Origin of the sequence: Pseudochrobactrum saccharolyticum (assembly GCF_008801715.1) — a bacterium.
Classification (GTDB): domain Bacteria; phylum Pseudomonadota; class Alphaproteobacteria; order Rhizobiales; family Rhizobiaceae; genus Pseudochrobactrum; species Pseudochrobactrum saccharolyticum.
In genome coordinates this window covers 223326-249322 of sequence record NZ_VZPG01000002.1, presented here as the reverse complement: position 1 = coordinate 249322, position 25997 = coordinate 223326, and the positions used below count along the sequence as shown (strand labels likewise).

Genomic DNA, 25997 nt, shown 5'->3' with positions numbered 1-25997 from the left:
ATAGCAGCTATGCAAATTTACCATGATAGAAATTGTTATTTAAATTCAATAATTTAATTGTAAAACCTCATCTTGTCATATTTACCATTTCGGCCAAATTCTGTCTGAACTGCATGCAATAACCACACATTAAAGCCAGTTACCCTCCGTTACCGCGCCAGCCTGACCACCAAATCACGACAAATCTCCGATCATCTGTCAGCTTGTCACCGGCATGAACTCATTATAGCTATAGGCAATCAAATCCGTACAAACGCATCAGCTGAAAGTCTGCAATGAATCCGGCCAGCACTGCCATTAACGCTGAAACACCGATGAAATCCGGTTCACGTCTTGGACGATTGGATATTGCCCGCGGGCTGGCACTGATTGCCATGGCGATTTATCATTTCGGCTGGGATCTGGAGTTTTTCGGCTATCTGGTGCAAGGCAGCGCCAGTCAGGGCTGGTGGCGGATTTTTGCCCGCTGCATCGCTTCCAGCTTTCTCTTTCTGGTCGGCTTCAGTCTGGTGCTTGCCCATGGCCGCGCCATTCGCTGGCAGCCATTTTTCAAACGTCTAACGCAAGTGGTTATTGCCGCCGCCGCAATCAGCCTGCTGACATGGTTTTTCATGCCGCAAGGCTTTATCTTCTTCGGCATTCTGCATCAGATCGCACTGGCAAGCCTGCTCGGCCTGTTATTCCTGCGCATGCCCGTGTGGATCACTGTTGCACTGGCCGCAGCAATCATAGCAACACCGGTTTATTTCCGCGCAGAAATTTTCGACCATCCGGCGCTGTGGTGGGTTGGCCTTTCGACCGTCAATCCGGTTTCCAACGATTATGTGCCGCTGTTTCCGTGGTTTGGCGCAGTGCTGCTTGGCATTGCGGCGGCGCGCATCATGCAGTCAACCGGTTTGCTGCGCTTGCTGCAAGGCGGGATCAAACCGCAATGGCTGGAACGTCTGCTCATCTTTATCGGCCGTCACAGCCTGATCTTTTATCTGGTGCATCAACCGGTTCTGATCGGTCTGCTCTATGGGGTTTCGGCAATCTTTCCGCCGTCACCGGCAATTCAGGCGGCCAATTTTGTCCAGCAATGCACTGTTCAGTGCAGCGCCGACAGCGATCCGCAACTATGCCGGATCTATTGCGGCTGTATGCTGGAAAATATCCAGAGCAACCAGCTGACCAATCTCTTGAAAAGCAGCACCACAACAGATGAAGAGCGCGAAAAACTCAGCACATTCTCCGCGCAATGTGTCGCCAAAACGCAAGAAGGGCAGCCTGTTCAATAAGAATAGACTGCCCTTCCGCTTAATTAAACGTGCTGTCAGGTACGCACACCCAGCTCGGCCATGCGTCCGATGCAGGCTTCTTCAACCTGATCCAACTCGCTCAATGTCTCGTCAATATCGCGACGTTTCTGGCGCAAATCCTCGCGCTTTTCTTCAACGCGCTTAATGAGCAGGCGCAGCTGACCGGCCTCACCCGGTGGTTCGCGATACATCTGGATAATTTCGTGAATTTCAGCAATCGAAAAGCCGAGCCGTTTGCCACGCATAATCTGTTTAAGCAAATGCCGGTCTGAAGGACGGAAAAGACGTGTCCGACCACGACGCAGAGGATGAATTAACCCCTCGTCTTCATAAAAGCGCAGAGTTCGTGTGGAAATCCCAAACTCCCTCGTCAGCTCCGTAATCGAATAATATTCACGCATTCAGTCCACCAACTTGTTTTCTTCTCTTTGTGACATCGCATTTACGTAAAAGTCAATATTTCATTCGCAATTGCTTGATAGTCATTGCCGGATTATTTTTGCCGGATTGTTTTTGGGAGTACCCGAAAAACAATCCGGCCTGTAAAAATCTCACTTTTGCTGTAAATCGCGAAAATCCCCGCTCACAAAGCAAAATATCATTCAATATTAAATAATAAAAAATACGCAACAAAAAATCGCATAAGACGCATATTACGCAACTTTAAAACACACAAGTTTAAGAGAACGAGAAGCCGAACCACCAGGTCGCCAGACCGAGAAAGGCGAAGAAGCCGATCACATCCGTCACAGTGGTCACAAAAACCGCAGATGCAATGGCCGGATCCGCACCCAGACGGTGCAACAGCAGCGGAATGAGAATTCCGCCCAAGGCTGCCGCCAGCATATTGATAATCATTGCACTGCCGATAATGCCGCCGAGATGCCAGTTATCAAACCAATAACCCGCAACTGTACCGATCATAATTGCAAACATCATGCCGTTAAGCAGCCCGATCAGCGCCTCACGGCGGATAACGCGTGCCGCATTGTGAATATCAATATTACGGGTGGCAATCGCACGCACAGTCACGGTCATGGTCTGGGTTGCCGCATTACCGCCCATTGAGGCAACAATCGGCATCAGCACAGCCAGCGCCACCATCTGCTGAATAGTACCGTCAAACAGACCAATCACTGAGGCAGACAGAAAAGCCGTAAACAGATTGACGAACAGCCACGGCGAGCGCGAGCGGGCAATAGTCATGAAGCTGTCGGACAGTTCTTCATCACCCACACCACCGAGACGCATGATGTCTTCTTCGGCTTCTTCCTGAATAACATCCACCACATCGTCAATCGTCAGCACGCCGACGAGACGTTCATTCTCATCGAGAACAGCAGTGGACAGCAGGTTATATTGTTCAAAAATCTGCGCGGCTTCTTCCTGATCCATCGTCGCGGGAATAGCGTGGCGCGCCTCAACCATCAGGTCTTCCACACGCACAACGCGCTGCACACGCAACAGGCGGTCAAGATCAATCGTGCCAAGCAGATGAAAAGCCGGATCGATTACAAAAACCTGCGAAAACCTGTCCGGCAGGTCATTATCCTCACGCATATAGTCAATCGTCTGTCCAATCGTCCAGAATGGCGGCACGGCGACAAATTCCGTCTGCATACGGCGCCCTGCACTGTCTTCCGGATATTCCAGCGCACGACGCAACCGGATACGCTCGGTAAATGGCAGCTTGGCCAGAATCTCGTCCTGATCCTGCTGGTCCATATCCTCAAGAATATAAACCGCATCATCGGAATCGAGCTCCTGCACGCCCTCGGCAATCTGCTCGTTGGGCATGGCATCCACGATCTCAAGACGGATCGCTTCATCAACCTCGGTCAGCGCTTCAAAGTCGAATTCTTCGCCGAGCAATTCCACCAGCGACTGACGCTCAGTGGCATCCAGTGCTTCAAGCAGATGGCCGAGTTCTGAAGGGTGCAGATCGCGCACTTCATCGCGCAGAAGATCGGCATCGCGCGCTTCAAGCGCAACCTCAATACGGGTTACAAGCGCCTCACTGACAGAACCGTCCTCATCATACACATCGTCGCGGATATGTTTTTCGGAATCAATATTTTGGGACGGGTCAGTGTGCTGCATATGAACCGTTTCAGTGAGAGAGCAGAAAATGGACGGGAAAGAACGCAATCAGGAAAACAGCGTCTAACAGAACTGTATATCCGTTTTGTGTCGTATCTGTGCAATGCGCACAGCAACTCTATAAAAAGCCATACGCATAATAACAAGGTACTGCACCGCAGCAAACCACCGGAAAAATGACTTATCATCACCGATATGTCCGATGTGCAACACAGCTGGAATATGGGCAAAAAGCGCTCATCCATAAACCTGCCCTGTAAAGCTGTTATAATTCATTCAAGCGTAGTCTAGAGCGGTTTGCGTTCAGATTGAACCATAGCGTCCGCTCTAGATTCTTTATTTGGTTGCATTTTCACAGCCGTCAAGTTGGGTCAACTTGGCGAATTTAAGAGCGTCAAGTTGACCCAACTTGGCGAATTTAAGAGCGTCAAGTTGACCCAACTTGACTGGGAAATGCTCTAGCCCTCAATCCCCCTCCGTGCTAAGGCGGCAGACAGAAGCCTTCCGAACCCGCTCCAGACAGGTTTACGATGAGAAAAGCAGTCATTGCATTGATCGGCATTGGTGGTGTGGTCGCAGCATCCTGCGCTGGCACCTATTTCTATACAATGTCTGCCGGACAGCAGTCTCTGAAACAGCTTGCTCAGGAAGGCGGGTTTTGTAAAGACACCCGTCAGACAGATTGCGCAGACGGCGTAGAATATGCCAAATCCTATCTCTCGACGGAGTTCGGCCTTTCTCCGCGTGGCGTGCAATGGTGCATCGGCGTCGATGAAATCGCCGGCCGTGATTTCCTTCTCGGCGAGACTGTCAAAACGCTGTTTACCGAAATGCTGTATCTTCCCTGCAATGAGGATGAAACCCAGCAGCTACCGACTGACGAGGAATAAATGCGCCGTTTCCCTGTATTGCCTGTTCTTGCCTGGTTGATGCTGGCCTTACTTCTTGCAGTAACCATTAGTCCGATCGGCTTTCGTCCGCATATTCCGGGCTATGTGACAGCCGAGCGTTTTACAATGCTGCTGGTAATCGGCCTGCTGTTTTGTCTGGCCTATCCGAAGCGCTGGGCGCTGGTTCTGATTATGCTGATTTCTGCTGCCGGCTTGTTTGAACTGATGCAGCGCCTGACGCCGGACAGACATGGCGAAATCTCGGATTTCATTGTCAAATCCGCTGGTGCTATTGCCGGTGTTACACTCGGAAAAATCATTCTTTTCTGGAAACAATCTTTAAAATAATCAAAAAGATACTTCATCTTCTTTATAAAATGGAAAAGGCCGGTTTTCACCGGCCTTCATTATATTTTGTATATGCATCGGGGATCAATTCCCGTTACCTTTTCAGGCAACAAAGTCGCTCCTGTTGCATCTTACGCAACAAAATCACACCCATTGCGTTTTACGCAACAAAGTCACTTTGCGTGCCGTGTGCTTCAATCGCCTGCGAGAGACGCAACAGCGCATGAACATAAGCGGCGGTGCGCATGGTTACGCCTTTGTCCTTGGCAACATTCCAGATAGCGCGACCTTCCCGCTCCATAATCACGCGTAAGCGCGAATGGATTTCTTCCAGCTCCCAATAATAGCACTGGCGGTTCTGCACCCACTCAAAATAGGAAACGGTCACGCCACCGGCATTAGCCAGAATATCCGGCAGGATTGTTACGCCCATTTTTTCCAGAATAGCATCGGCTTCGGGTGTCACAGGACCATTGGCCAGCTCCACAATCAGCTTGGCTTTCACAGAACCGGCATTGCGTGCATGGATCATATCTTCCATCGCCGCAGGAACCAGCACATCACAGGCAACGCCGACCAGATCTTCCGCTGCCAGTGCCTCATGACCGCCATGCCCGACTGTTGCCAGAACCGAGCGGCCATTCTGCTTCGCATGGATCAGCGCCGCAACATCCAGACCGGATGCACAATAAACCGCGCCCTCAGAATCCGACACCGCAACAATCTTATGACCATCACTGGTCATCAGCTTGGCCATATGCTGACCGGCATTACCAAAACCCTGAATGGTGACATGCAGTTCTTCTGACAGCCCGAGATCGGCAGCCAGATGGCGCACCAGATAGAAACCGCCGCGCGCCGTTGCATCATCACGACCAAGCGAGCCGCCGAGCGCAATCGGCTTACCGGTAATCACCGCAGGCGATGACTGGCCAACCATCTGCGAATATTCGTCGGCCATCCAGCCCATAATCATCGAATTGGTGTAAACATCCGGTGCCGGAATATCGCGGTCAGGCCCAAGAATACGGGCAAAAGCCTGAATATAAGCGCGTGACAACCGTTCCAGCTCTGCTTTGGAGAGTTTACGCGGATCAACCTGAATAGCGCCCTTGCCGCCGCCATAAGGCAGATTCATCACTGCGCATTTGAAGGTCATCCAGAAAGCCAGTGTTTCCACTTCTTCAGCTGTTGATTCAGGATGGTAACGGATGCCACCCTTTGTCGGTCCGCGTGTATCATCATAACGGCAACGCCATGCAATAAAGGATTTTCGAGATCCGTCATCCATACGGATCATCAGTCGCACCTTGGTAGTCTCTCGGGCAAATTTCAGCTTTTCGATAACATCCGCGTCAATATCCAGATGGCTGGCGGCTTCATCAAGACGAACGAGTGCATTTTCGAGAGGATTATCCTGCGACATCGAAATTTCCCTTTCTTGCGATTGCAGCATGAAAAATTACGTTTTGCATAACTTTTGCCAGCCATTCGCGCAATAAAAATATGGCAGCTATACTGACATTATGCAAAATCAGCACAATATCAGACCGTAAGCACATGATTAATGCGACATGCGCTGACGCGGAAATGTATATTAGAAAAATAATCTGACGCCGCCGTCTCACAAATCCCTGACGGCGCATATTTTCACCATTTGATTCGTATCGACGAGACTTCACCTCTGCATCCTGCCAATGATTTTTACGCATCAATGCGCAATTTAATGCAATTCATAACTACATATCCATATAAACAAATCTTTATATCGCAATTGACATTCAGTTTTTGATGAGGCAGTCTCTCCATATCGTGGTTCTTCCTGCAATTGCGCAATCCTCCCAAACCTTTGCCTGATTGTATGAAAGCTAAGAGGGAATGCGGAGCGGCCAACAAATCGGCTTTCAGGCAACTGAAATGGCGACATTTCGGGAAGACCGGAAGCGAAGGATGACCCGCAAGTCGGGAGACCTGCCCGTTACATCTTTAAGAGACAAAAAGGGCTACGCCTTCTGCCCGCAGCAACAATTTGCCAGCATTCGTCGGGGTATTGAAATGACCGTTACTACAGCCAATCTCGGTTTTCCGCGTATCGGAAAACAGCGCGAACTCAAATTCGCTCTTGAATCCTACTGGGCAGGCAAATCCTCACAGCAAGACCTGCTTGCCACTGCCAAATCCTTGCGCGCCGCCAACTGGAAACTGCAGCAGGAAAAAGGCATTAAGAACATTCCGTCCAATGACTTCTCCCTCTATGACCATGTGCTTGATCTGGCTGTAACGCTCGGCGTTATTCCGGCAGTCTATGGCTGGAAAAGCGGCAAGGTTGATCTGGACACCTATTTCGCATTGGCACGCGGGGGTAAGGTCATTATACCGATAGAACTGGCAAGTTGCAGCTGCGGCCGTGATCACGGCAACGGCGCCTCCGGTAATGGCGTACCCGCACTGGAAATGACCAAATGGTTCGACACCAATTACCATTATATGGTGCCGGAATTCAGCGCCGGTCAGACATTCACCCTGACCGACAATAAAGCGCTCAACGAATTCAATGAAGCCAAAGAACTTGGCATTCACACCCGCCCTGTTCTGCTCGGGCCAGTCTCTTTCCTCAAGCTCGGCAAATCCAACGATGCCAATTTTGATCTGAACAAGACACTGGAAGCCCTACTGCCGGTCTATACGGAAATTCTTGTCCAGCTTCATGCCGCAGGCGCTGACTGGGTGCAGATTGATGAGCCGGTTCTGAGCCTTGATCTTGATGCCCGCGACCATGAATCTATCCGCACGACCTATGAGTTTCTGGCGGAAAAACTGCCGGAACTGAAAATCCTGCTGGCCAATTATTTCGGCTCCTATGGCGACAATCTGCTGACCGCTATCACACTGCCGGTTGCCGGTTTGCATCTGGATTTGGTTCGCGCACCACAGGATCTTGATGCCGCTGCTAAAATCGCCCGCCCCGATCTGGTGCTATCACTCGGCGTAATCGACGGCCGCAATATCTGGCGCGCTGATCTGCGTGGCATTAGCGAGCGCGTGAAATCAGTCATCGCCAAGCGTGGCACCGATACTGTGCAGATTGCACCATCCTGCTCGTTACTGCATGTGCCGATTGATCTGGCATCGGAAAAGAAACTCGATGCGGATATCCGCCAGTCCCTGGCTTTTGCTGTGCAGAAACTGGAAGAACTGACTGTGCTCGGCACAGTTCTTGGTGACAAGCCGGAAGCAGCAGAAACCGCTTTAAAGGCATCGGATGAAGCCATTGCCGCCCGCAAGGCCTCAGCCAAGATCAATAATAAGGCAGTGCAGACACGCGTTGCAGCAATTACCGATGCGCAGTCGCATCGCAACAGCCCGTTTGATGCACGCGTCAAATTACAGGCCGACCACCTGAAACTGCCCCTCTATCCGACTACAACTATCGGCTCCTTCCCGCAAACCGCAGAAGTCCGTCAGGCACGTTCGCGCTTTACCAAAGGCGAATTGTCTGCCTCCGACTATCAAAACTTCCTCGAACAGGAAACCGAAACAGCGATCCGTTGGCAGGAAGAAATCGGCATTGACGTTCTGGTACACGGCGAATTTGAACGCAATGACATGGTGCAATATTTCGGCGAACAGCTCGACGGCTATGCCTTCACCCAATCCGGCTGGGTACAGAGCTACGGCTCGCGCTATGTGCGCCCTCCGGTAATCTATGGCGATGTTTCCCGTCCGGTTGCCATGACCGTCGAATGGGCAAAATTCGCTCAGAGCAAAACCGATAAGCCAATGAAAGGTATGCTCACCGGCCCTGTCACCATGCTGCAATGGTCATTCGTGCGCGATGATCTGCCACGTTCCGAGGTTTGCCGCCAGATTGCTCTGGCATTGCGTGATGAAGTGACCGATCTGGAAGCCGCAGGTATCAGCATTATCCAGATTGATGAACCGGCTCTGCGTGAAGGTTTGCCGCTGCGTAAAAGCGACTGGGCTGCCTATCTGGAATGGGCTGTGACAGCGTTCCGTCTCAGCGCCGCTGGCGTGCAAGATGAAACCCAGATCCACACTCATATGTGCTATTCGGAATTCAACGACATTATGCCTGCGATTGCAGCACTGGATGCCGATGTGATTTCGATTGAAACCTCACGTTCCAAAATGGAACTACTGAGCGCTTTCTCCGAACAGGGCTATCCGAACGAAATTGGTCCGGGGGTCTATGACATTCACTCGCCACGTATTCCTGATGTGGAAGAAATGGTCGATCTGATCGAAAAAGCAGCGCAGAAACTCAAGGCGCAGCAGATTTGGGTCAATCCGGATTGCGGTTTGAAAACCCGTGGCTGGGCAGAAACCAAACCGGCTCTTGTCAATCTGGTTGAAGCTGCCCGCCAGTTGCGCGCCGCTGCCTGACAATAAAGACAAGCAGCACAAACAAGATAAATGTCGTGACAGTCCCCACTGTCACGGCTTTTTCATTATGTGACAAATACGGATTGAATATTGAAAAACAATAAGATGGAATGTCTTCCTGATATAACGGGTCAATAACCGGTATCACTATGCCGTCACCAAACCTTGTATAATGGCCTTATGCGCCGTAAAAGCGCGAAAGATAGAGCATGGCGCAGCTAAATGGACTCATTTAGCGTCAGTGAACATGCGACAATTAAAGAATCTAGAGCGAACACTGTGATCCAATCTGGACGTAATCGCTCTAGTGTTTAAATACCGGATAAGGACATGCCTTCTGCAATCCGACAGAGGCATGCAAGGACAAATCCATGACAGCGCCCCTGAATGATGACCAGAAAATTCAACCATCTGATGAGATGATTTACGGTCAGGATGTGCCTCTGATTTCACGTCTCGTGACAGTTGTTTTTCCCGGAGACACCAATCATCACGGCACATTATTCGGCGGCGCTGGTTTTGCGCTGATGGATCGCGTGGCGTTCATTGCGGCCACCCGTCATGGCCGTGTGCCTTTTGTTACCGCCTCCTGTGAACGTATTGATTATACCGCGCCGGTTAAGCTCGGGCAGATTGTTGAACTGACTGCCAGAGTTATCCGTGTCGGCCGCACCTCGCTTTCAGTTGAAGTGGAAATGGTGGCAGAAAATATGATCGGCGGCGAGCGTGTGCTCTGTACCCGCGGACTGTTTCACATGGTTGCTAAGACAGAGCTGACAAAAGACAAAGCATGGAGCCTGCCGCCTATGCCGAAGACAGAAACGGCAGAGATTATTGACGACCAACCGACACTTTTACGTATGTCGGATGTGGTATTTGCGGATCAGGCCAATTCCTATGGCACCATGTTCGGTGGTGAGGCTATGGCTGAAATGAGCAAAAGTGCTTTCATTGCCGCTACCCGTTATTGCCGTCTGCCAACTGTGCTGGCTTCTTCCCGCAGAATGGATTTCAAATATCCGGTGCGTGTGGGGTCTATTCTTGAACTCGTGTCTAAAGTCATCAAATCCGGTCGCAGCTCTGTGGTTGTTTCCACCGAACTCTGGTCGGAAGATCTGATGAGCGGCGAACGCCTGATGACTGCAAAAGGTGAATTCACCATGGTAGCGGTAGATGAAAGCGGCCATCCGGTGCCGGTACTGGCCGAAGAAGGCTCACGCCCTTAACTGCATCAATTCATGCCGGCAAAATCTTGTAATTTTGCCGGCGCATCCGGCCATTTAACCGTCAATTGCGCCGCAAATACAATAACTTACAAAAAACACTTTTATTAGAATCATATTTTGTATATTTCTCAAAGCCATAATATTTCATACTAAAGTGCATTTAATTTCAGAATACTTATTGAATATCATAAAATAAATTTTGAGGCCATTATGCATCAATTCATTAAAGCGACAGCATTATTACTCTTTCTCACCCCTTCCGCACAGGCGCAATCTATTTGGCACGGCAATCATATTCCCGTTACATTCCAGCAGGATGAAAAACCGGAAATTTTTACAGCGCCGGACTATAAACCCGGTGTCATTCGCCACATTGTCCTGTTTCGCTACAGGCCTGATGTAAGTGATGCACAACGCATGGCCGTTTTACTGCGTTTCCGGAATATGAAGCACACAGCAAAGCGCAATGGTGAGCCTTATATTGTTTCCATTCATGCGGGCAGACAAAACAGTTTTGAAAATCTTGGTCAGGGTTTCGATCAGGCATTTATTGTCAAATTCCGCTCTGAAGGTGACCGGAACTATTATGTCGGCACACCGGCCGTGATCGATCCGGCCTTTTACGATCCGGAACATCAGAAGTTCAAAGAATTTGTTGCGCCGCTATTGGCCGATCGGGGCTCGCTGGTCTTTGATTTTGTCTCCGACAAATAATCCATGCTCCAAAAACAAAAAGGCGGCAGCTTCATGCTACCGCCTTATTCTGTACAGCACTCACACTGTCAGGCTGTGCCTTTAAGCGCCTGATTAAGCAGCTTCAATGCGCCTTCTTTTGTCAGCTCAACCGGATTGCCACCGGCTGTCGGATCAACAATAGCCATTTCCGCAATCATATCCTTGCGAGCATCATCCATTTCCAGACCTTTGATAAATTCCGGCAGGCTGTCCGGCACATTCAGCTCTTTGCGCAATTTCATCACTGCTGCAACGAAGCCGTCAAAGCCACCTGCAATACCAAGATAATCAGCCAACCGTCCGATACGGGTTTCAATCGCCGCACGGTTATGATGCAGCACATAAGGCATAAAGACCGCATTGGTCATGCCATGATGCGTATCATAAAGCGCACCGATCGGATGCGACAGTGAATGGATAGCGCCAAGCCCCTTCTGGAAAGCTGTTGCGCCCATTGCCGCCGCAGCCATCATATTGGCACGCGCTGTAATATCGCGCCCGTTTGCATAGGCGACCGGCAGGTTTTCAAACACCAGCCGGATACCTTCCAGCGCAATACCATCCGCCATCGGGTGATAACCGGGTGCGCAATAGGCTTCTAAACAATGCGCCAGCGCATCCAGCCCTGTGCCTGCGGTGATGAATGGTGGCATGCCAACGGATAATTCCGGATCCGCAATCACCGTCACCGGCAGCATTTTCGGATGGAAAATCACTTTTTTGGTGTGCGTGGCTTCATTGGTCAGCACACCGGCGCGGCCAACTTCCGAGCCGGTACCGGCTGTTGTCGGCACCGCAATCACCGGGGCAATCACAGCACTATCTGCACGTGTCCACCAATCGCCGATATCTTCAAAATCCCAGACCGGACGTGTCTGCTTGGCCTGAAACGCAATCAGCTTGCCAAGATCAAGCGCTGAGCCACCGCCGAATGCAATCACCCCATCATGATTGCCGTCATTATAGACTTTAACACCGGCAGTCAGATTGCTCTCGACCGGATTTGGCTTCACTTCGGTAAAAGTGCCGTATTTCACACCGGCTTCATCCAGCACCGCCAAAGTCGATGCCACAACCGGCAGCTTCGCCAGTCCCGGATCAGTGACGAAGAGAGGATTGCTGATACCGGCAGCTTTCAGCACTGCAGGCAGTTCTTTAATACGACCGGCACCAAACAGCACAGTGGTCGGGAAATTCCATTTTGAGATCAATGTTGTCATTGCATTTGCTTTCACATCAAAATTCAAAGGCAGATCAGATTTTTTCACGCAGATGATAGGATTTCGGACGGGTGAGATTGCCGTAACCGATAGAAGACAGCGAAGCGCCCTTGCCCGTATCTTTAACACCGGTCCAGACCAGTCCCGGATCGAGATAATCACAGCGGTTCATAAACACGGTGCCGGTTTCAATCTGATCGGCAATATTAGCCGCACGATCCGTGTCCGGTGTCCAGAGTGATGCTGTCAGCCCGAAATTGCTGTCATTCATCAGCGCAACAGCTTCTTCATCGCTGCGCACTTTCATGATGCCGACAATCGGCCCGAAGCTTTCTTCGCGCATCACGCTCATCTGATGATCGACATTGGTCAGCACTTCCGGCGCGATATAAGGCGAACCGGCACGGTCATTCTCGACCTGCATATTGATATGGGCTTTTGCACCCTTACGCAGGGCTTCCGCCTTCTGTTCGCGGATCAGATCGGCAAAACGGGCATGTGCCATCGGCCCCAGAGTTGAAGATGCATCCAACGGATTGCCCACCACATATTGGCTGGTCAGATCAACGAAACCGTCAACGAATTTGTCATAGACCGCCTCATGCACATAGATGCGCTCAATACCGCAGCAGCACTGGCCGGAATTGAAAAATGCACCATCTACGAGATTGGCAACTGCATGCTCGACATTAACATCCGGCAGCACATAGGCAGGGTCTTTACCGCCAAGCTCCAGCCCGATACTCATAAATGTACCGGCAGCGGCCTTTTCAATCGCACGCCCGCCGCCAACTGAACCGGTGAAATTCACATGGTCAATTGTGCCGGAGGCCAGCAGCGCTTCCGTGGTTGCATGTCCCAGCACCACATTACTGAAAACACCTTTCGGCAGACCGGCAATTTCAAAGGCTTTGGCAAAGCGCTCACCGGCCAGTAATGTTTGCGTGGCGTGTTTGAGGATAACCGTATTGCCCGCCATCAACGCCGGAATAATCGTATTCACCGCTGTCAGATACGGATAGTTCCACGGCGCAATTACCATCACCACACCAAGCGGCACATGCTTCACATAGCGGCGGAAACCGTCTTTCTCTTCCGGCACCAGCGGTTTGAGCGCCTCTTCCGCAATATTGATCATATATTGGCCGCGCTCCTGCACGCCGCCATTTTCTCCGCCATAGCGTACCGGCCGCCCCATCTGCCAGGCGATCTCCGGCACCAGCTCGTCATTCATTGCAGCCAAAGCAGCGAGTGCCGCCGAACAATATTTTGCACGCTCGGCAATGCTCAGTACTGCCCAACCTGCCTGCGCCTGTCTGGCAGCAGAGACAACGGCTTGCACCTGCCCCAGATCAAGGCAGGCACGTTCCGCATAAACAGAACCGTCAATCGGAGAAATCAGTCTCGCCACTTCGCTCATGGCTTCATTCCTTTATAAATTTGCTGTGTGTTTGAATCAAAAAGCGGCAGGCTGTGGCGAAAATAGTGATTTCGAGAACCGGAACACAGCGTACATTTTAGTACGTGAGTACCGGAAGCGGAGAAATTGCTATTTGCAGACCGGCATGACGTCTTTTGGATCAGACACTTAATAGCGCTCGAAACCACGATGTAGCTCCCAGTCAGTGACACGGCGGTCATATTCAACCTGTTCCCAATCAGCCGTATGGACATAGTGATTGAGAACCTTCTCGCCCAAAGCCTCTTTCAGGAATTCAGAATTCTTCAGCGTTTCAATGGCATCGCGCAGGGTGTATGGAATTTCTTGCAGTTTCACCGCCGCATAGGCATCGCCGACAAACGGCTCCTCCAGTTCCAGCTTCTCATCAATACCGCGTAAACCAGCAGCAATCAGTGCCGCAAAAGCCAGATAAGGGTTGAGATCAGAACCGCCGATACGACATTCAATACGAATACCTTTGGTACCCTCGCCGCAAAGGCGGAAACCGGCTGTGCGATTATCCCGGCTCCATGTGATCTTGGTCGGAGCGAAAGTGCCCGCCTGAAAACGCTTGTAAGAATTGACATAAGGCGCGAGGAAATAGGTGTAATCGGCGGCATATTTCAGCTGTCCGGCCACCCATGAGCGCATCAGCGGCGACATGGTGTAAGGTGCATCCGGATCATAAAACAGCGACTTGCTGCCATCCAGACTCCACAGGGAATTATGCACATGGCTGGAACTGCCAGCTTTGCAATAATCATATTTCGCCATGAAGGTGATACATTTGCCCTGCGCCTCGGCAATTTCCTTCATTGCATTTTTCATGATGACATGGCGGTCGGCCATATCCAGCCCTTCCGCATAGCGCACATTGAGTTCCTGCTGACCGGAACCAGCCTCACCTTTGGAATTCTCAATCGGAATACCGGCTTTCGCAAGATGATTACGCATCGCACGCAGCACCGGTTCTTCCTTGCTGGTCAGATGGATCATATAATCCTGAATATACGGAGAGGATGTATCCATATGTTTCCAGTATTTATCGCGGGCAGATTTATAAGTCTCATCAAAGAGATAGAATTCAAGCTCTGAGGCAAAATAGGCGCGGTAACCGCGCTCTTTCAGCCGTGCCAGCTGTTTCTTCAGCATTGCGCGCGGTGAGTGCGCGAGATCGGAATGATCGTGATGGTCGAGCACATCGCATAATACCAGAGCGGTTTTCTCCAGCCATGGCGCAATCCGCAGCGTGGACATATCCGGCTTGATGACAAAATCGCCATAGCCCTGATCCCAACTGGCAGCCTCATATCCGGCAACCGGTTCCATATCGATATCATCGGCCAGCAAATAGCTGCAGCCATGGGTTTCATCATAGGCAGATTCAACAAAAAACTGCGCATAGAAACGCTTGCCAACCAGTCGTCCCTGCATATCTGTCAGGCAGACGAGCACGGTATCAATCTCATCATTAGCGACCGCTTTTTTCAGCGCATCAAAAGTCAGGTTTCCGGTCATTTACAACTCCGTGCTTCATCGGCATTTTATTAGAATGGAGTGTCGCCGCCCCTCCGGCGGCGACAGTTTTTGTAAATTTTGGTTATGCTCCGTAGCGATATGGTGCACCGGCTTTGCGCATGGTTTCCTGATATTTCTTCAGGATTTCAACCACTTTGGCATTGCGCGGGCTCTTGGCCGCAATTTCATCCCAGAACTTCATGGCCTCATCTTCAACTTTGCCCCATTCCGCTTCCGGAATAGTTGTCAGCTCAAGCTTGCCGCCGGTGGTGCGGTAATGGGCTTCACCCCACCAGTACCAATGCTGGCGGTAGTAATGGGAGCTGTCCATGCTGAGTTTAAACAGCTGCTGCAAATGCGCAGGCACGGCATTCCATTTTTCCGTATTGGCAAAATAGGAACCTGCCCAGGCACCGCTGATATTATTGGTGAGATAATATTTATTAATATCAGCCCAGCCGACTGTATAAACTTCGGTCGCGCCCGACCAGCACACGCCGTCAAGTTCACCGGTCTGAATGGCCACTTCAATATCTTCCCAAGGCAGGGTCACAGGCACCACACCAAAACGGGTAAGGAACTGACCACCTGTCGGGAAGGTAAAGACGCGCAGGCCTTTCAGGTCTTCCAGCGAGCGGATCGGCTTGGTGGTTGCGAAGTTACACGGATCCCATGAACCGGCACTGAGCCATGTGACACCCGGAATTTCCTTATAGGCTTCTTCCCAGATTTCATTCAGGCCGTACCAGTTGAACAGTACCGGCACATCAAGGCTGTAACGTGAAGCGAACGGGAAATACGCCCCGAACACCGACACGTCCACTGGTGATGCCATGGAGTCATCATCAGACTGCGCCGCATCAATGGTACCCGCCTGCACCGCACGGAACAATTCGCCCTGCGGCACCAGCTGATCGGAAGTATAAAGCTCAATCACCATCTCGCCATTGGCAGCCTTGTTAAAAGCATCGATGGAAGGCTTGATGACGTGTTCAGCCAGAGCAGGCCCTGCATAGGTTTGCAGACGCCATTTAATCGGGCTCTGTGCTTTCACATAAGGGGTGGCGAGTGCAGTTGCGCCAACAGCCCCGACAGTGGTCAATGCAGACTTTTTAAGAAAGTCGCGCTTATTCAGAAATTTGCTGTCACTCATTTGCGTGTCTCCCGTCGCAATGGGCAGTTTCTGAGAAAAGTGGTAACCGGTTTTTCGCCAATTCTCTCAGTTTGAAACTGCGATAACAAACTACTTCACATTCAGTTTTGGTTCCCTTCACCGCAGTTTTGGCTTGTTGCCTTTTTTTGAACTGCGTTATGCACTTCACACTTTATCAGCGTCCCGAATACCAGTTTGGCAGCCACAGAGCGATCTGCGGGAAGATCATCAGAATGATGACCGTCAGCACCATCAGGAAGAAGAACGGAACGATAGATTTATAAATATCAACCATGGTCACGCTGGACGGTGCGAGCGCCCGCATCATGAACAGGTTATAGCCGAAAGGCGGGGTGATATAGGCAATCTGACAGGTGATCGTGTAGAGAATACCGAACCAGATCGCATTGAATCCGAGGCTTTTAACCAGCGGAATATAGAGCGGCGCCACGATAACCAGCATCGCTGTGTCATCCAGAAACATGCCAAGCACAACAAAGGACAGCAGCATCAGGATCAGAATTGTCCATGGCGACAGATCAAATGTACCGATCAGCAGTTTTTCAATCGCCTTCACTGCACCCAGACCATCATAAACGGATGAGAAGCACAGCGCCGCGAGAATGATCCAGAGGAACATACAAGAGATCATCAGCGAGTTGCGGGTTGTGGTTTCCCAAACTGCTTTGGTCATCCGCCCTGTGAACAATGCCGCCAAAGTTGCCAGCAAAGCGCCGACTACCGAGCTTTCCACCAGACTGGTAACACCGGTCAGAAACAGCCCCATCATTGTGCCGAAAATAATCAGAGGCAGCAGACCGGCGCGCAGCGTTGAAAACTTCTCCGCCCAAGTAATGCTGTCCAGCTCTTCTTTAGGCAATGTTGGCCCGAGCTCAGGATTAATCCGGCAGCGGATATAGATATAGACTGCAAATAATGTGGCCATCAGCAAGCCCGGCCCGATACCTGCCAGCCATAATTGCAGTACCGGCTGACGCGCAATCATCGCATAAAGCACCAGCACCACACTCGGCGGGATCAGAATACCCAGCGAGCTGCCCGCCTGAATAACGCCGGTCACCATAATCTTGTTATAGCCGCGCTTCAGCAGCTCCGGCAGTGCCACCGTTGCACCAATGGCCATACCGGCCACACTCAGGCCGTTCATAGAGGAAATCACAACCATCAGCCCGATGGTACCAAGTGCCAGACCGCCGCGAATACCGCCGAACCAGACATGGAACATGCGGTAGAGATTGCTGGCAATGCCGGATTCCGAGAGCATATAGCCCATAAACACAAAGAACGGCACGGTAATCAGAGGATACCAGTTCAGCACCGCAAAAGTGGCGTTGAACGGCATTTCAAACGCGCCGTTACCCCAGAGCAGCAGCGCCGCCAGCGAACCGACAAAACCGATCACACCGAATACGCGCTGCCCTGTCATCAGCAGCACCATCATTGTGGCAAACATGAAAAGAGTAATGAATTCCGAACTCATACAGTTTGCCCTTCCTGCGGTGCGGCATCAGGTATGTAAGCAGCAGGTTTGATCGGCGTGCCGCGCCAGATCGCGAAATCTTTGATAAGATTGGAGATGCACTGCAGCAGCAGCAGGAAAACACCGAGCGTCATCAGCGTTTTGATCGGCCACAGCACCGGAGCCCATGCCGTGTAATTGCGCTGATTATAGACATAGGCGTAATTGGTGCTGGAAAGCCCGCCCGCGAACATCACAACGAGATAGAAGATCACGCAGAGAATTGTAATGACATCTGTCAGCGCCTTCTTCTTCGGCGCAAAACGGTCATAAAACAAATCCATCCGCACATGAGCGCCCTGCTGCATCGCATAGGCACCGCCCAGCAGATAATAGGCCGAGAGAATGAACTGGGACATTTCCAGCACCCAGTTCACCGGCGCGCCCAGCACAACCCGTGAAAAGGTGGAGTAAAGCAGGCAGGCTGCCATCAAAAAGATAAGATACATCGCACAGCGACCGACCCGATAATTCAGCGCATCGACATATTTTACGAAGAGTCTGAGTATTTTCGGCACTTTTTTGTTCCCGTTGCTTCAGGCGTTTTATGACCGGTTTTCCGGCTCTTTTGCCTGTATTTCACCAGTTACCTGTTTCCCTTGAACCCCGCCTGCTCCTCAACAGAATGCGGTTAAGGTCGTCACTCCTTATGTAATCTCAATTTCCTGTAAGATTGACGACAGACGGGCAGCCCAAAGCGCATGCCCTTTCTCGTCAGCAATTTCATTATTGCGGATTTCCACCATCGCGCAGAGATCACCCCGTTTACGCGCATGACATTCCACGGTGTAATAAACACGGTCATCCGGCGAATAAGGCTGGTTCACGCCAACATTGATGCCTGAGCTTTCCCCGTCTTTGCGCAAACCCGCGATCATACGCGCACCCAGCCTGTCATCAGCATCATGAATGATCCCGATTTCCCATGGCCGCCCGACACCTTTATAAACCGGCGTATAGGAGTGAATGGTTATAACGCGGCTTTCCTGTCCGCGTTTTTTGCGCGCCTCAATAACTTCTTCGATTTTATCGTGAAAAGGCTTGTGCGACAGGGATATACGCTCCTGCCGCTCTGCCTCTGACAGATTGTGATTACCTGGTATCACCGTAAACTCACTGATCTCAGGAATAAGATCCGGCGCGGAAAGCGGCCGGTTACAATCAATCAGCAAGCGGGAAAGACCGGCCTCAACAAGCGTAGCATCCAGCGCTTTACTCATACGCCGCGCGACCTCAGCCGCACCCGGATCCCATGCAATATGGGCGGACATATCAGCCTCGCTCAATCCGAGGCGTGCAAATCTCTCCGGCATAAAATTCGTGGCATGTTCACAGATCAGCAGATACGGGCTTTCACCCTGCTCATTGAGAACAGTGACAGCCGGTATATCGCCACCGGCATCAGAATAACGGGTATGCATATCATTGCCGTGAGAACCGCGAATTTCCGCCATTCTTCCCCCCTCATGCGAGTAAATTTTATCATTTACACATGTAACTTATGTTACGTTATTTTTTATTTCGCACTATTGTGTATCATCTCATACGCATTATTATCTTTTGTCAAATAGTATTTTTAAATGGGTTGAATCAAAAAGCGGGCCATTCAGTCCACTGATGCAAACAGGTGTTTTATGATGAACAATTTCACCAGTATCGCCGAACTGATAACCGAGCGGATTGACACAATGCCTCCGGGTGAGCGCAATGCCGCACAAACGCTGATTGCCAGTTATCCGATGCTTGGCCTTAAAACCGTTGCCGAATTTTCTGCTCAGGCAGGAGTGAGTTCCCCGACTATTCTGCGGTTTATCAACCGGCTCGGTTTTCAGAATTATTCCGATTTTCAGGCGCGTTTGCAGGATGAACTGGCCGCCCAGCTGCAATCTCCCCATAACCGCAATGAAAACCGGCAAAGCCAGCCGGACACCGATTATCCGGCAGTCGAACACAGTCTTGAAAATATCCGCGAAACTTTCCGCCATATCAGTGAGAAACAGTTAAGCGATATCGTCACTGCGCTGGCCTGTGCACGCGGCAATATTTATCTGATCGGCGGGCGTTTTACCGATCCCATTGCGCAATATATGGCTGCGCATATGACCGTGATCCGCCCGCATGTTTTCCACCTGTCGGGGCAGGAAAGCGCATGGCGTGACAGGCTGCTGGATATGGGCAAAAAGGATATATTGATTGTCTTCGACATCCGCCGCTATCAGGACAGTCTGCTGCATCTGGCTGAAACCGCCAAAAGCCGCGGCGTTGATATTGTGCTGATAACGGATCAGTGGCTGTCGCCGATTGCCCGTTTTGCCCGTCATGTGATTGCGGGGCGCACCGGCGTTCCCTCGGCATGGGATTCTTCCGCCGCGTTGTTCGTACTGGCGGAAAGCATCATTCGGGAAATGACCATACAGCTGGAACAAGACAGTGCCGCGCGTATTAAAGAACTGGAAGGTCTGCGCTTCAGAAACCGGCCATAATAAGCTTCACATTTCTCCGGTAGAGATTTTTATAAAAACTCTTTTCTTCCAACCATGCATCTTTCGATGTAATGGGAAGGCGACAAAAATTCAGATGAACCGCGCGTGTGGGAGGCACAAACGGATTTGACTGAATTCCTCTTCAGGCCGGATCACGCCCTGAGCTTTTAAAATAAACGCACATAATGAGAGTTGCCTAAGACACTTTCAATTTGTGTCCGCCCCCTATCAGAAACAGTCGCACATGCTGTTTCAGGAAAAATGAAATGACAGATTCCTCCCCCGCCATGGTGCTGGACGCCCCAGCTCTGGCCGATGCTGAAACGCTTGCTACAAGCGCAGATACAACAAATTTCAAACTGGTTTTGCTGGCACTGGCAATGGGTGGCTTTGCTATCGGCACCACCGAATTTGCGGCCATGTCCCTGCTGCCTTATTTCTCCGCAGGCTTAGGCATTGATGAGCCAACCGCCGGTCATGTCATCAGCGCCTATGCGCTGGGTGTGGTCGTCGGCGCGCCAATTCTCGCTGTCTTCTTCGCACGTATGTCACGCCGCACACTGGCTATGGGGCTGATGGCTGTATTTGCCGTCGCCAATGTGCTCAGTGCCTTGTCGCCTTCTTATCACTGGATGCTGCTGTTTCGCTTTATGAGCGGCCTGCCGCATGGCGCCTATTTTGGTGTGGCCGCGCTGATGGCCGCCTCACTGGTGCCAATGAACCGCCGTGCATGGGCTGTTGGCCGTGTTATGCTCGGCCTGTCTATCGCAACCGTAATCGGTGTGCCTTTTGCCACATGGCTCGGGCAGCATCTCGGCTGGCGCTGGGGTTTCGGTGTTACCGGTATTCTGGCCACGCTCACTTTTCTGATGATTATGGCTTTTGCCCCGAAAGACCCGCCACGCCCCGGTGCCACGCCACTGCGTGAACTGGCCGCTTTGAAGAACCGTCAGGTCTGGCTGACACTTGGCATTGGTGCGGTCGGCTTCGGTGGTCTGTTTGCAGTCTATTCCTATATTGCCTCCACCCTGCTGGAAGTCACCGGCGTTGCGCCCTATTGGGTTCCGGTTGTGCTGACTGTTTTTGGCGCGGGCATGACCTGCGGCACGCTGATCGGCTCTTGGGGTGCTGACCGCGCCCTGATGCCGACTGCCGGTATTCTGCTGCTGTCAAATGCAATCTTTCTGGCAATCTTCCCATTCGTGGTGATGAATGTCTGGATTTTGACCGCGCTGGTTTTCCTGATCGGCTGTACCGGCGGCCTCGGAACTGTCCTGCAAACCCGTTTGATGGATGTAGCGCAGGATGCTCAGACCCTTGCCGCAGCGCTTAATCACAGTGCCTTCAATGTTGCCAATGCCCTTGGCCCGTGGCTGGCTGGCCTTTCCATTGCCGCAGGCTATGGCTTTGCCTCTTCCGGTTTTGTCGGCTGTGCACTGGCGCTGGGCGGTCTCATCATCTGGGCAATTGCCCTGTGGGATGCACGCCGCAGCGGCACCTGAGACCATAAATACAACCAATAAAAAAGCCGGCAGAACCATCGTTCTGCCGGCTTTCTCTTTAGCTCAAAAGACCTGATTAATTGGCAACGATTTTGCCGTCTTCCCATTTATAGACCACGAAGGTCGGGGAAGTCAGATCGCCGTTTTTGTCATAGGTCAGGTTACCGATAATGGTTTTGGCTTCCAGACCATCATGCAGAGCCTTGGCAACGGCTGCCGGATCATCAGCTTTACCGACTTTCTCGATACCGTCTTTCAGCACCTGAACAGCAGCATAACCATTCAGTGTGAACACTTCCGGCGCAATATTCTTGGCCTTCAGCGCGTCCACAGCTTCAGCAGCAGCAGGGTTCTGCGTCACATCAACAGCATTGGTGAAGAGTGTGCCTGCACCGGTTTCACCGGCAATCGCCCAATATTCAGTATTGGACAGGCCTTCACCACCGATCAGCAGCAGTTTCACGCCCTGATCCGAAAGCTGACGGGACAGAAGACCGGCTTCCGGATGATAACCACCGAAATACAGCACTTCCACGCCGCTGTTTTTGATCTTGCTCACCAGTGCGCTGAGATCTTTTTCACCCGGTGTCAGGGATTCATACAGAACCTCTTTCACACCGGCCTTGTTCAGGCTGTCTTTGAAGCTGTCTGCAAGACCCTGACCGTAAGGGGCTTTATCGTGCAGAACACCGACCTTTTTGTCAGCCAGATTTTTTGCCACATATTCAGCGGCAACAACGGCCTGCTGGTCATCACGGCCGCAGGTACGGAAAACATTTTCCAGACCGCGATTTGTCAGGTTAGGTGAAGTTGCTGTCGGTGTTACCATAACCACACCGGCTTCAGCCAGCGCATCGGAAACGGCCATTGCCGAACCGGAGGTCACAGGACCAACAACAAATTTAACGCCGTCACCGATCAGCTGGTTGGCGCCGGAAACACCCTGTTTCGGATCTGCCGCATCATCAACAAGCTTCAGAACGACTTTCTCACCAAGAATACCGCCGTTTTTATTGATATTTTCTACAGCGGTTTCAGCACCGTTTTTCACCTGAATACCATAGGCAGCCACGCTGCCGGTAACCGGTGCGATCAAACCAATGGTGATATCAGCCTGAGCCTGGGAAGCAAACGCAAGTGTTGCAGCAAAGGCTACTCCGGATAATAAAGACAGACGCATTTCTTCCTCCAATACAGTCCCCAACGGGACAGTTAAAACATAAGCCCCGTATGCGCTTAAAGTTGCGCACCGGTTCAACCTCGCCCCCCGCCTGTCCCAATAACTGGTCAGACACTCAGTCTTCTTTCTCCAGCATCTCCTTCACAGCGGTTGCCAGCTGCTTCAGGGAAAACGGCTTCGGAAGGAACCCGAATTGAGCATCTTCAGGCAGATTCTTTGCAAAAGCATCTTCAGCATAGCCTGAAACGAAAATAAACTTAATGTTTGGATAGGATTTGCGCAACTCTCTTAACAGCGTAGGACCATCCATTTCCGGCATAACCACATCGGAAACGATAATATCGACCTTGCCTTCCAGTTCTTCCAGCACTTCCAGCGCTTCAACGCCGGACGAAGCTTCATGAACTGTGTAACCTCTGGTCTGCAATGCGCGGACACCACCCATACGCACCGCATCCTCATCCTCAACCAGCAACACGGTTGCGGAACCGGACAGATCAGCCTGTTTTTCTGCTTTCTTTTCAACGGCAGCAGGCTTTTTGGCGACCACAGCCTGCTCATCAGGCTGACCATTAGCATCCAGTACAACCGGTGCTTTTTCTTCAATGAAACGCGGCAGATAGATACGGAAGACCGTGCCTTTACCCAGTGTGGAGTCACAGAAGATGAAGCCGCCGGTCTGTTTGATAATGCCATAGACCATCGAGAGACCGAGACCTGTGCCCTTGCCTACTTCTTTAGTCGTAAAGAACGGCTCGAAAATCTTGGCAAGAATATCCGACGGAATACCTGTGCCCGAATCTTCAACTTCATAGAGCACATAATCGGCCTGCGGCAATTCGCGATAGCCAAGCGCAACGGTCTCGGCTTCTTCAACATTGCGGGTGCGGATTGTAATCGTACCGCCATCCGGCATCGCATCACGGGCATTGACCACGAGGTTGACGGCTACCTGTTCAAACTGACCAAGGTCGGCTTTCACCGGCCACAGATCGCGACCATGTTCGATTTTCAGTGCAATATCCGTACCGACAAGACGGGCAAGCAGCATACGCAGATCAGCCAGCACATCGGTGAGATCCAGCACTTCCGGACGCAGGGTCTGACGACGCGAGAATGCCAGCAACTGGCGTACCAGCGAAGCGGCACGGTTGGCATTCTGCTTAATGTTCATAATATCCGGGAAGGACGGATCAGACGCACGGTGGTTGCTGAGCAGCAAATCCGAAGACATGATGATCGCGGTCAGCACGTTATTGAAGTCATGCGCGATACCGCCTGCAAGCTGGCCGACAGCCTGCATTTTCTGGCTCTGCGCCATCTGGCCTTCCAGCGCCTTCTGCTCTGTGGTCTCCACCGCAGAAACAATCGCTGCTTCTTCTATCGCCTCGCCGCCAATGTCGGACACCGGACTGACATAGAAACGGATATGACGTTCATCATTGCCCGGCAGAACCGTATCAATCGGCGAGATCGTTGCCTGCCCCGCAAAGGCGGAGGCCAGCGCACGGGAAATCGTCTCACGGTCACGCGGATGCACCACGCTTTCCAGAGAAATCTGTTTATCCAGCGTATCGCGATCCACATCAGAACCGAAAATATCCAGAAAACGTGCATTGGTCGAAAGAATACGGCCATTCACATCCACCGAAGCAATCGCCATCGGCGCGGAGTTGAAGAAGCGGGTAAAGCGCACTTCGGCGGAACGCTGTGCAGCGGAGGAATCATTGCCCTCGGCGCGGTTCAGCACAATGGTGCGGCTGGTGCCGCGCGAACCGTCACGCGGCTGCTGCACACGGTGATAAAAGCGCACAGCAAGGCTCTGGCCGTTGCTTTTTGTCAAATCAAGATCAATCACCGTATTGCGGCTGGAGCCCGGATCGGCACGAACCGCATTAATCAGCGACATACCGTTACCGGCAACAATATCCTGCAAGGTCAGCGAACCGGCGGTGAATTTGGTGAGATCAATTCCCAGCCATTCAGCCAGCGTGGCATTGATATAAATGATGCGGCCTTGCGCATCGGCTGAGAAAAATCCGGCAGGCGCGTGATCCAGATGGTCGATTGCTTCCTGCAAATCCTGAAAGAACCGCTCCTGCTCAGCACGCTCTTCCGAAATATCGTTAATCTGCCACGCAAACAAAGGTCCTGCGGTTTCGCTGAGCGGATTGGTCTGCGGTGCAATCACCGGCCGTGCTTTCACGCGATACCATGCAGCGGCTTCCATCCCCTTCGGCGAGGCACCAGTGAGACGGATTTCTTCCTGTGCCGCCAGACCGTCACGCACAGCATTATTCAGGCGATAAACCGCTTCAAGCGCCGAAGGCTCACCGGCCAGTACGGCATCAAGCGTCGGCAATTCTGCCGCATTATCCGCCCCCATCATCTGCGCATAGGCCTGATTGGCATAGACAATATGCCCTTTGGCATCGGTGATTACCGTACCTTCAGGCATGGAATCCAGCAGCGTATCGACCACATCGTCATGATCTTCACGCGGGCTGAACTGGATCAGGCCGGTTGCCCAGCCGATGAGGCAAAAAACACCCATAATCGACAACAGACCGAGCAGGATCAGCAAAAAGGCATCACCCAATTGTTCACGGAAAACAAAATATAATCCCGCTACGGCAATCAGCAGAATACCCAGCGTCAGCAATCTGAGTGCAGCGGGGTTTTTCTTAGCAGGAGCAGTGGTTTTTGGAAAAGAATGCGTCCGTGATGGCTGAGACATAAGCCCCATTATCCCTTTTCTTGCGCCGTAACATCGGCGGTTCAGCAGATCCGTCGCTGATGCGTCGTCCGCAATTTCGGGCATCGGCCTATCGGATCAGGCTTGTGATATCAGGCCTGAACAATTCTGACAAAGCGTAGCCTTATGAGGTTTTTCAGAATTATGCTTTAGAGTATTTCACAGTCAAATGGAATTATCTCATAGTGCCATTATTGCCTGCAC

The 25997-nt window shown here is 51.5% G+C and carries 21 protein-coding genes; 8 read left to right on the top strand and 13 right to left on the bottom strand.

Annotated features, from left to right (window positions below; genetic code table 11):
* Positions 1–275: 275 nt before the first annotated feature.
* Positions 276–1277, top strand: a complete 1002-nt coding sequence (locus tag F7P81_RS07730; RefSeq protein WP_374828067.1) for an acetyltransferase domain-containing protein — start codon at positions 276–278, stop codon at positions 1275–1277.
* Positions 1278–1312: 35 nt separating this feature from the next.
* Here F7P81_RS07730 and F7P81_RS07725 read toward each other — a convergent pair whose 3' ends face one another.
* Together F7P81_RS07725 and mgtE are read right to left on the bottom strand one after the other, a co-directional pair.
* Positions 1313–1699 carry a MerR family transcriptional regulator gene (locus F7P81_RS07725; RefSeq protein WP_022711931.1) on the bottom strand — a complete coding sequence of 129 codons (387 nt, stop codon included), beginning with the start codon at positions 1697–1699 and terminating at the stop codon, positions 1313–1315.
* 277 nt (positions 1700–1976) lie between these two features.
* Positions 1977–3398 (bottom strand): magnesium transporter, encoded by a 1422-nt coding sequence (gene mgtE, locus F7P81_RS07720; protein ID WP_075655737.1) that lies wholly within the window; start codon positions 3396–3398, stop codon positions 1977–1979.
* Positions 3399–3928: 530 nt separating this feature from the next.
* Between mgtE and F7P81_RS07715 the strand changes: the two genes are divergently transcribed.
* The gene (locus F7P81_RS07715; protein WP_022711934.1) at positions 3929–4288 is read left to right on the top strand and encodes a hypothetical protein; all 360 of its coding nucleotides are present in this window, start codon (positions 3929–3931) and stop codon (positions 4286–4288) included.
* Positions 4289–4636: a VanZ family protein gene (locus tag F7P81_RS07710; RefSeq protein WP_022711935.1), complete on the top strand. Its 348-nt coding sequence runs from the start codon at positions 4289–4291 to the stop codon at positions 4634–4636. It begins immediately after the preceding gene.
* A gap of 160 nt (positions 4637–4796) precedes the next feature.
* Here the strand turns inward: F7P81_RS07710 and F7P81_RS07705 are convergent, their stop codons facing one another.
* Positions 4797–6062, bottom strand: a complete 1266-nt coding sequence (locus F7P81_RS07705) for a Glu/Leu/Phe/Val family dehydrogenase (RefSeq protein WP_116087393.1) — start codon at positions 6060–6062, stop codon at positions 4797–4799.
* Positions 6049–6348 carry a hypothetical protein gene (locus F7P81_RS07700; protein WP_151159097.1) on the bottom strand — a complete coding sequence of 100 codons (300 nt, stop codon included), beginning with the start codon at positions 6346–6348 and terminating at the stop codon, positions 6049–6051. The genes F7P81_RS07705 and F7P81_RS07700 overlap by 14 nt, the downstream gene beginning before the upstream one ends.
* A 343-nt stretch (positions 6349–6691) precedes the next feature.
* Here F7P81_RS07700 and metE point away from each other — a divergent pair, with 343 nt between their 5' ends.
* From metE to F7P81_RS07685, 3 genes are all read left to right on the top strand, one after another.
* On the top strand, positions 6692–9040 hold the full coding sequence (gene metE / locus F7P81_RS07695) for a 5-methyltetrahydropteroyltriglutamate--homocysteine S-methyltransferase (protein ID WP_151159096.1): 2349 nt from the start codon (positions 6692–6694) through the stop codon (positions 9038–9040).
* A gap of 371 nt (positions 9041–9411) precedes the next feature.
* Positions 9412–10266: an acyl-CoA thioesterase gene (locus F7P81_RS07690; RefSeq protein WP_225684807.1), complete on the top strand. Its 855-nt coding sequence runs from the start codon at positions 9412–9414 to the stop codon at positions 10264–10266.
* 210 nt (positions 10267–10476) lie between these two features.
* A complete protein-coding gene (locus F7P81_RS07685) occupies positions 10477–10980 on the top strand; it encodes a Dabb family protein (RefSeq protein ID WP_151159095.1) in 504 nt (167 codons plus the stop codon).
* A gap of 68 nt (positions 10981–11048) precedes the next feature.
* Here F7P81_RS07685 and F7P81_RS07680 read toward each other — a convergent pair whose 3' ends face one another.
* From F7P81_RS07680 to F7P81_RS07650, 7 genes are all read right to left on the bottom strand, one after another.
* Positions 11049–12221, bottom strand: coding sequence for an iron-containing alcohol dehydrogenase (locus F7P81_RS07680; protein WP_151159094.1), 1173 nt, complete (start codon positions 12219–12221; stop codon positions 11049–11051).
* 34 nt (positions 12222–12255) lie between these two features.
* A complete protein-coding gene (locus F7P81_RS07675) occupies positions 12256–13641 on the bottom strand; it encodes an aldehyde dehydrogenase family protein (protein WP_151159093.1) in 1386 nt (461 codons plus the stop codon).
* Positions 13642–13809: 168 nt separating this feature from the next.
* A complete protein-coding gene (locus tag F7P81_RS07670) occupies positions 13810–15180 on the bottom strand; it encodes a glutamine synthetase family protein (protein ID WP_022711943.1) in 1371 nt (456 codons plus the stop codon).
* Positions 15181–15262: 82 nt separating this feature from the next.
* The gene (locus F7P81_RS07665) at positions 15263–16333 is read right to left on the bottom strand and encodes a TRAP transporter substrate-binding protein (protein WP_075654949.1); all 1071 of its coding nucleotides are present in this window, start codon (positions 16331–16333) and stop codon (positions 15263–15265) included.
* A gap of 175 nt (positions 16334–16508) precedes the next feature.
* Complete coding sequence (locus F7P81_RS07660; RefSeq protein ID WP_075654947.1) at positions 16509–17834, bottom strand: TRAP transporter large permease; 1326 nt, start codon at positions 17832–17834, stop codon at positions 16509–16511.
* Positions 17831–18391: a TRAP transporter small permease subunit gene (locus F7P81_RS07655; RefSeq protein ID WP_116087403.1), complete on the bottom strand. Its 561-nt coding sequence runs from the start codon at positions 18389–18391 to the stop codon at positions 17831–17833. The genes F7P81_RS07660 and F7P81_RS07655 overlap by 4 nt, the downstream gene beginning before the upstream one ends.
* A gap of 129 nt (positions 18392–18520) precedes the next feature.
* Positions 18521–19294, bottom strand: coding sequence for an N-formylglutamate amidohydrolase (locus F7P81_RS07650; RefSeq protein ID WP_151159361.1), 774 nt, complete (start codon positions 19292–19294; stop codon positions 18521–18523).
* A 213-nt stretch (positions 19295–19507) separates the two neighbouring features.
* Here F7P81_RS07650 and F7P81_RS07645 point away from each other — a divergent pair, with 213 nt between their 5' ends.
* Both F7P81_RS07645 and F7P81_RS07640 read left to right on the top strand, forming a co-directional pair.
* Positions 19508–20356, top strand: a complete 849-nt coding sequence (locus tag F7P81_RS07645; RefSeq protein ID WP_051139069.1) for a MurR/RpiR family transcriptional regulator — start codon at positions 19508–19510, stop codon at positions 20354–20356.
* A gap of 266 nt (positions 20357–20622) precedes the next feature.
* Positions 20623–21858 (top strand): MFS transporter, encoded by a 1236-nt coding sequence (locus F7P81_RS07640; protein WP_210246209.1) that lies wholly within the window; start codon positions 20623–20625, stop codon positions 21856–21858.
* A gap of 76 nt (positions 21859–21934) precedes the next feature.
* Here the strand turns inward: F7P81_RS07640 and F7P81_RS07635 are convergent, their stop codons facing one another.
* Both F7P81_RS07635 and cckA read right to left on the bottom strand, forming a co-directional pair.
* Positions 21935–23038, bottom strand: coding sequence for a branched-chain amino acid ABC transporter substrate-binding protein (locus F7P81_RS07635; protein ID WP_022709445.1), 1104 nt, complete (start codon positions 23036–23038; stop codon positions 21935–21937).
* 115 nt (positions 23039–23153) lie between these two features.
* Positions 23154–25775, bottom strand: a complete 2622-nt coding sequence (gene cckA / locus F7P81_RS07630; protein WP_151159092.1) for a cell cycle histidine kinase CckA — start codon at positions 25773–25775, stop codon at positions 23154–23156.
* Between the last annotated feature and the right edge of the window lie 222 nt (positions 25776–25997).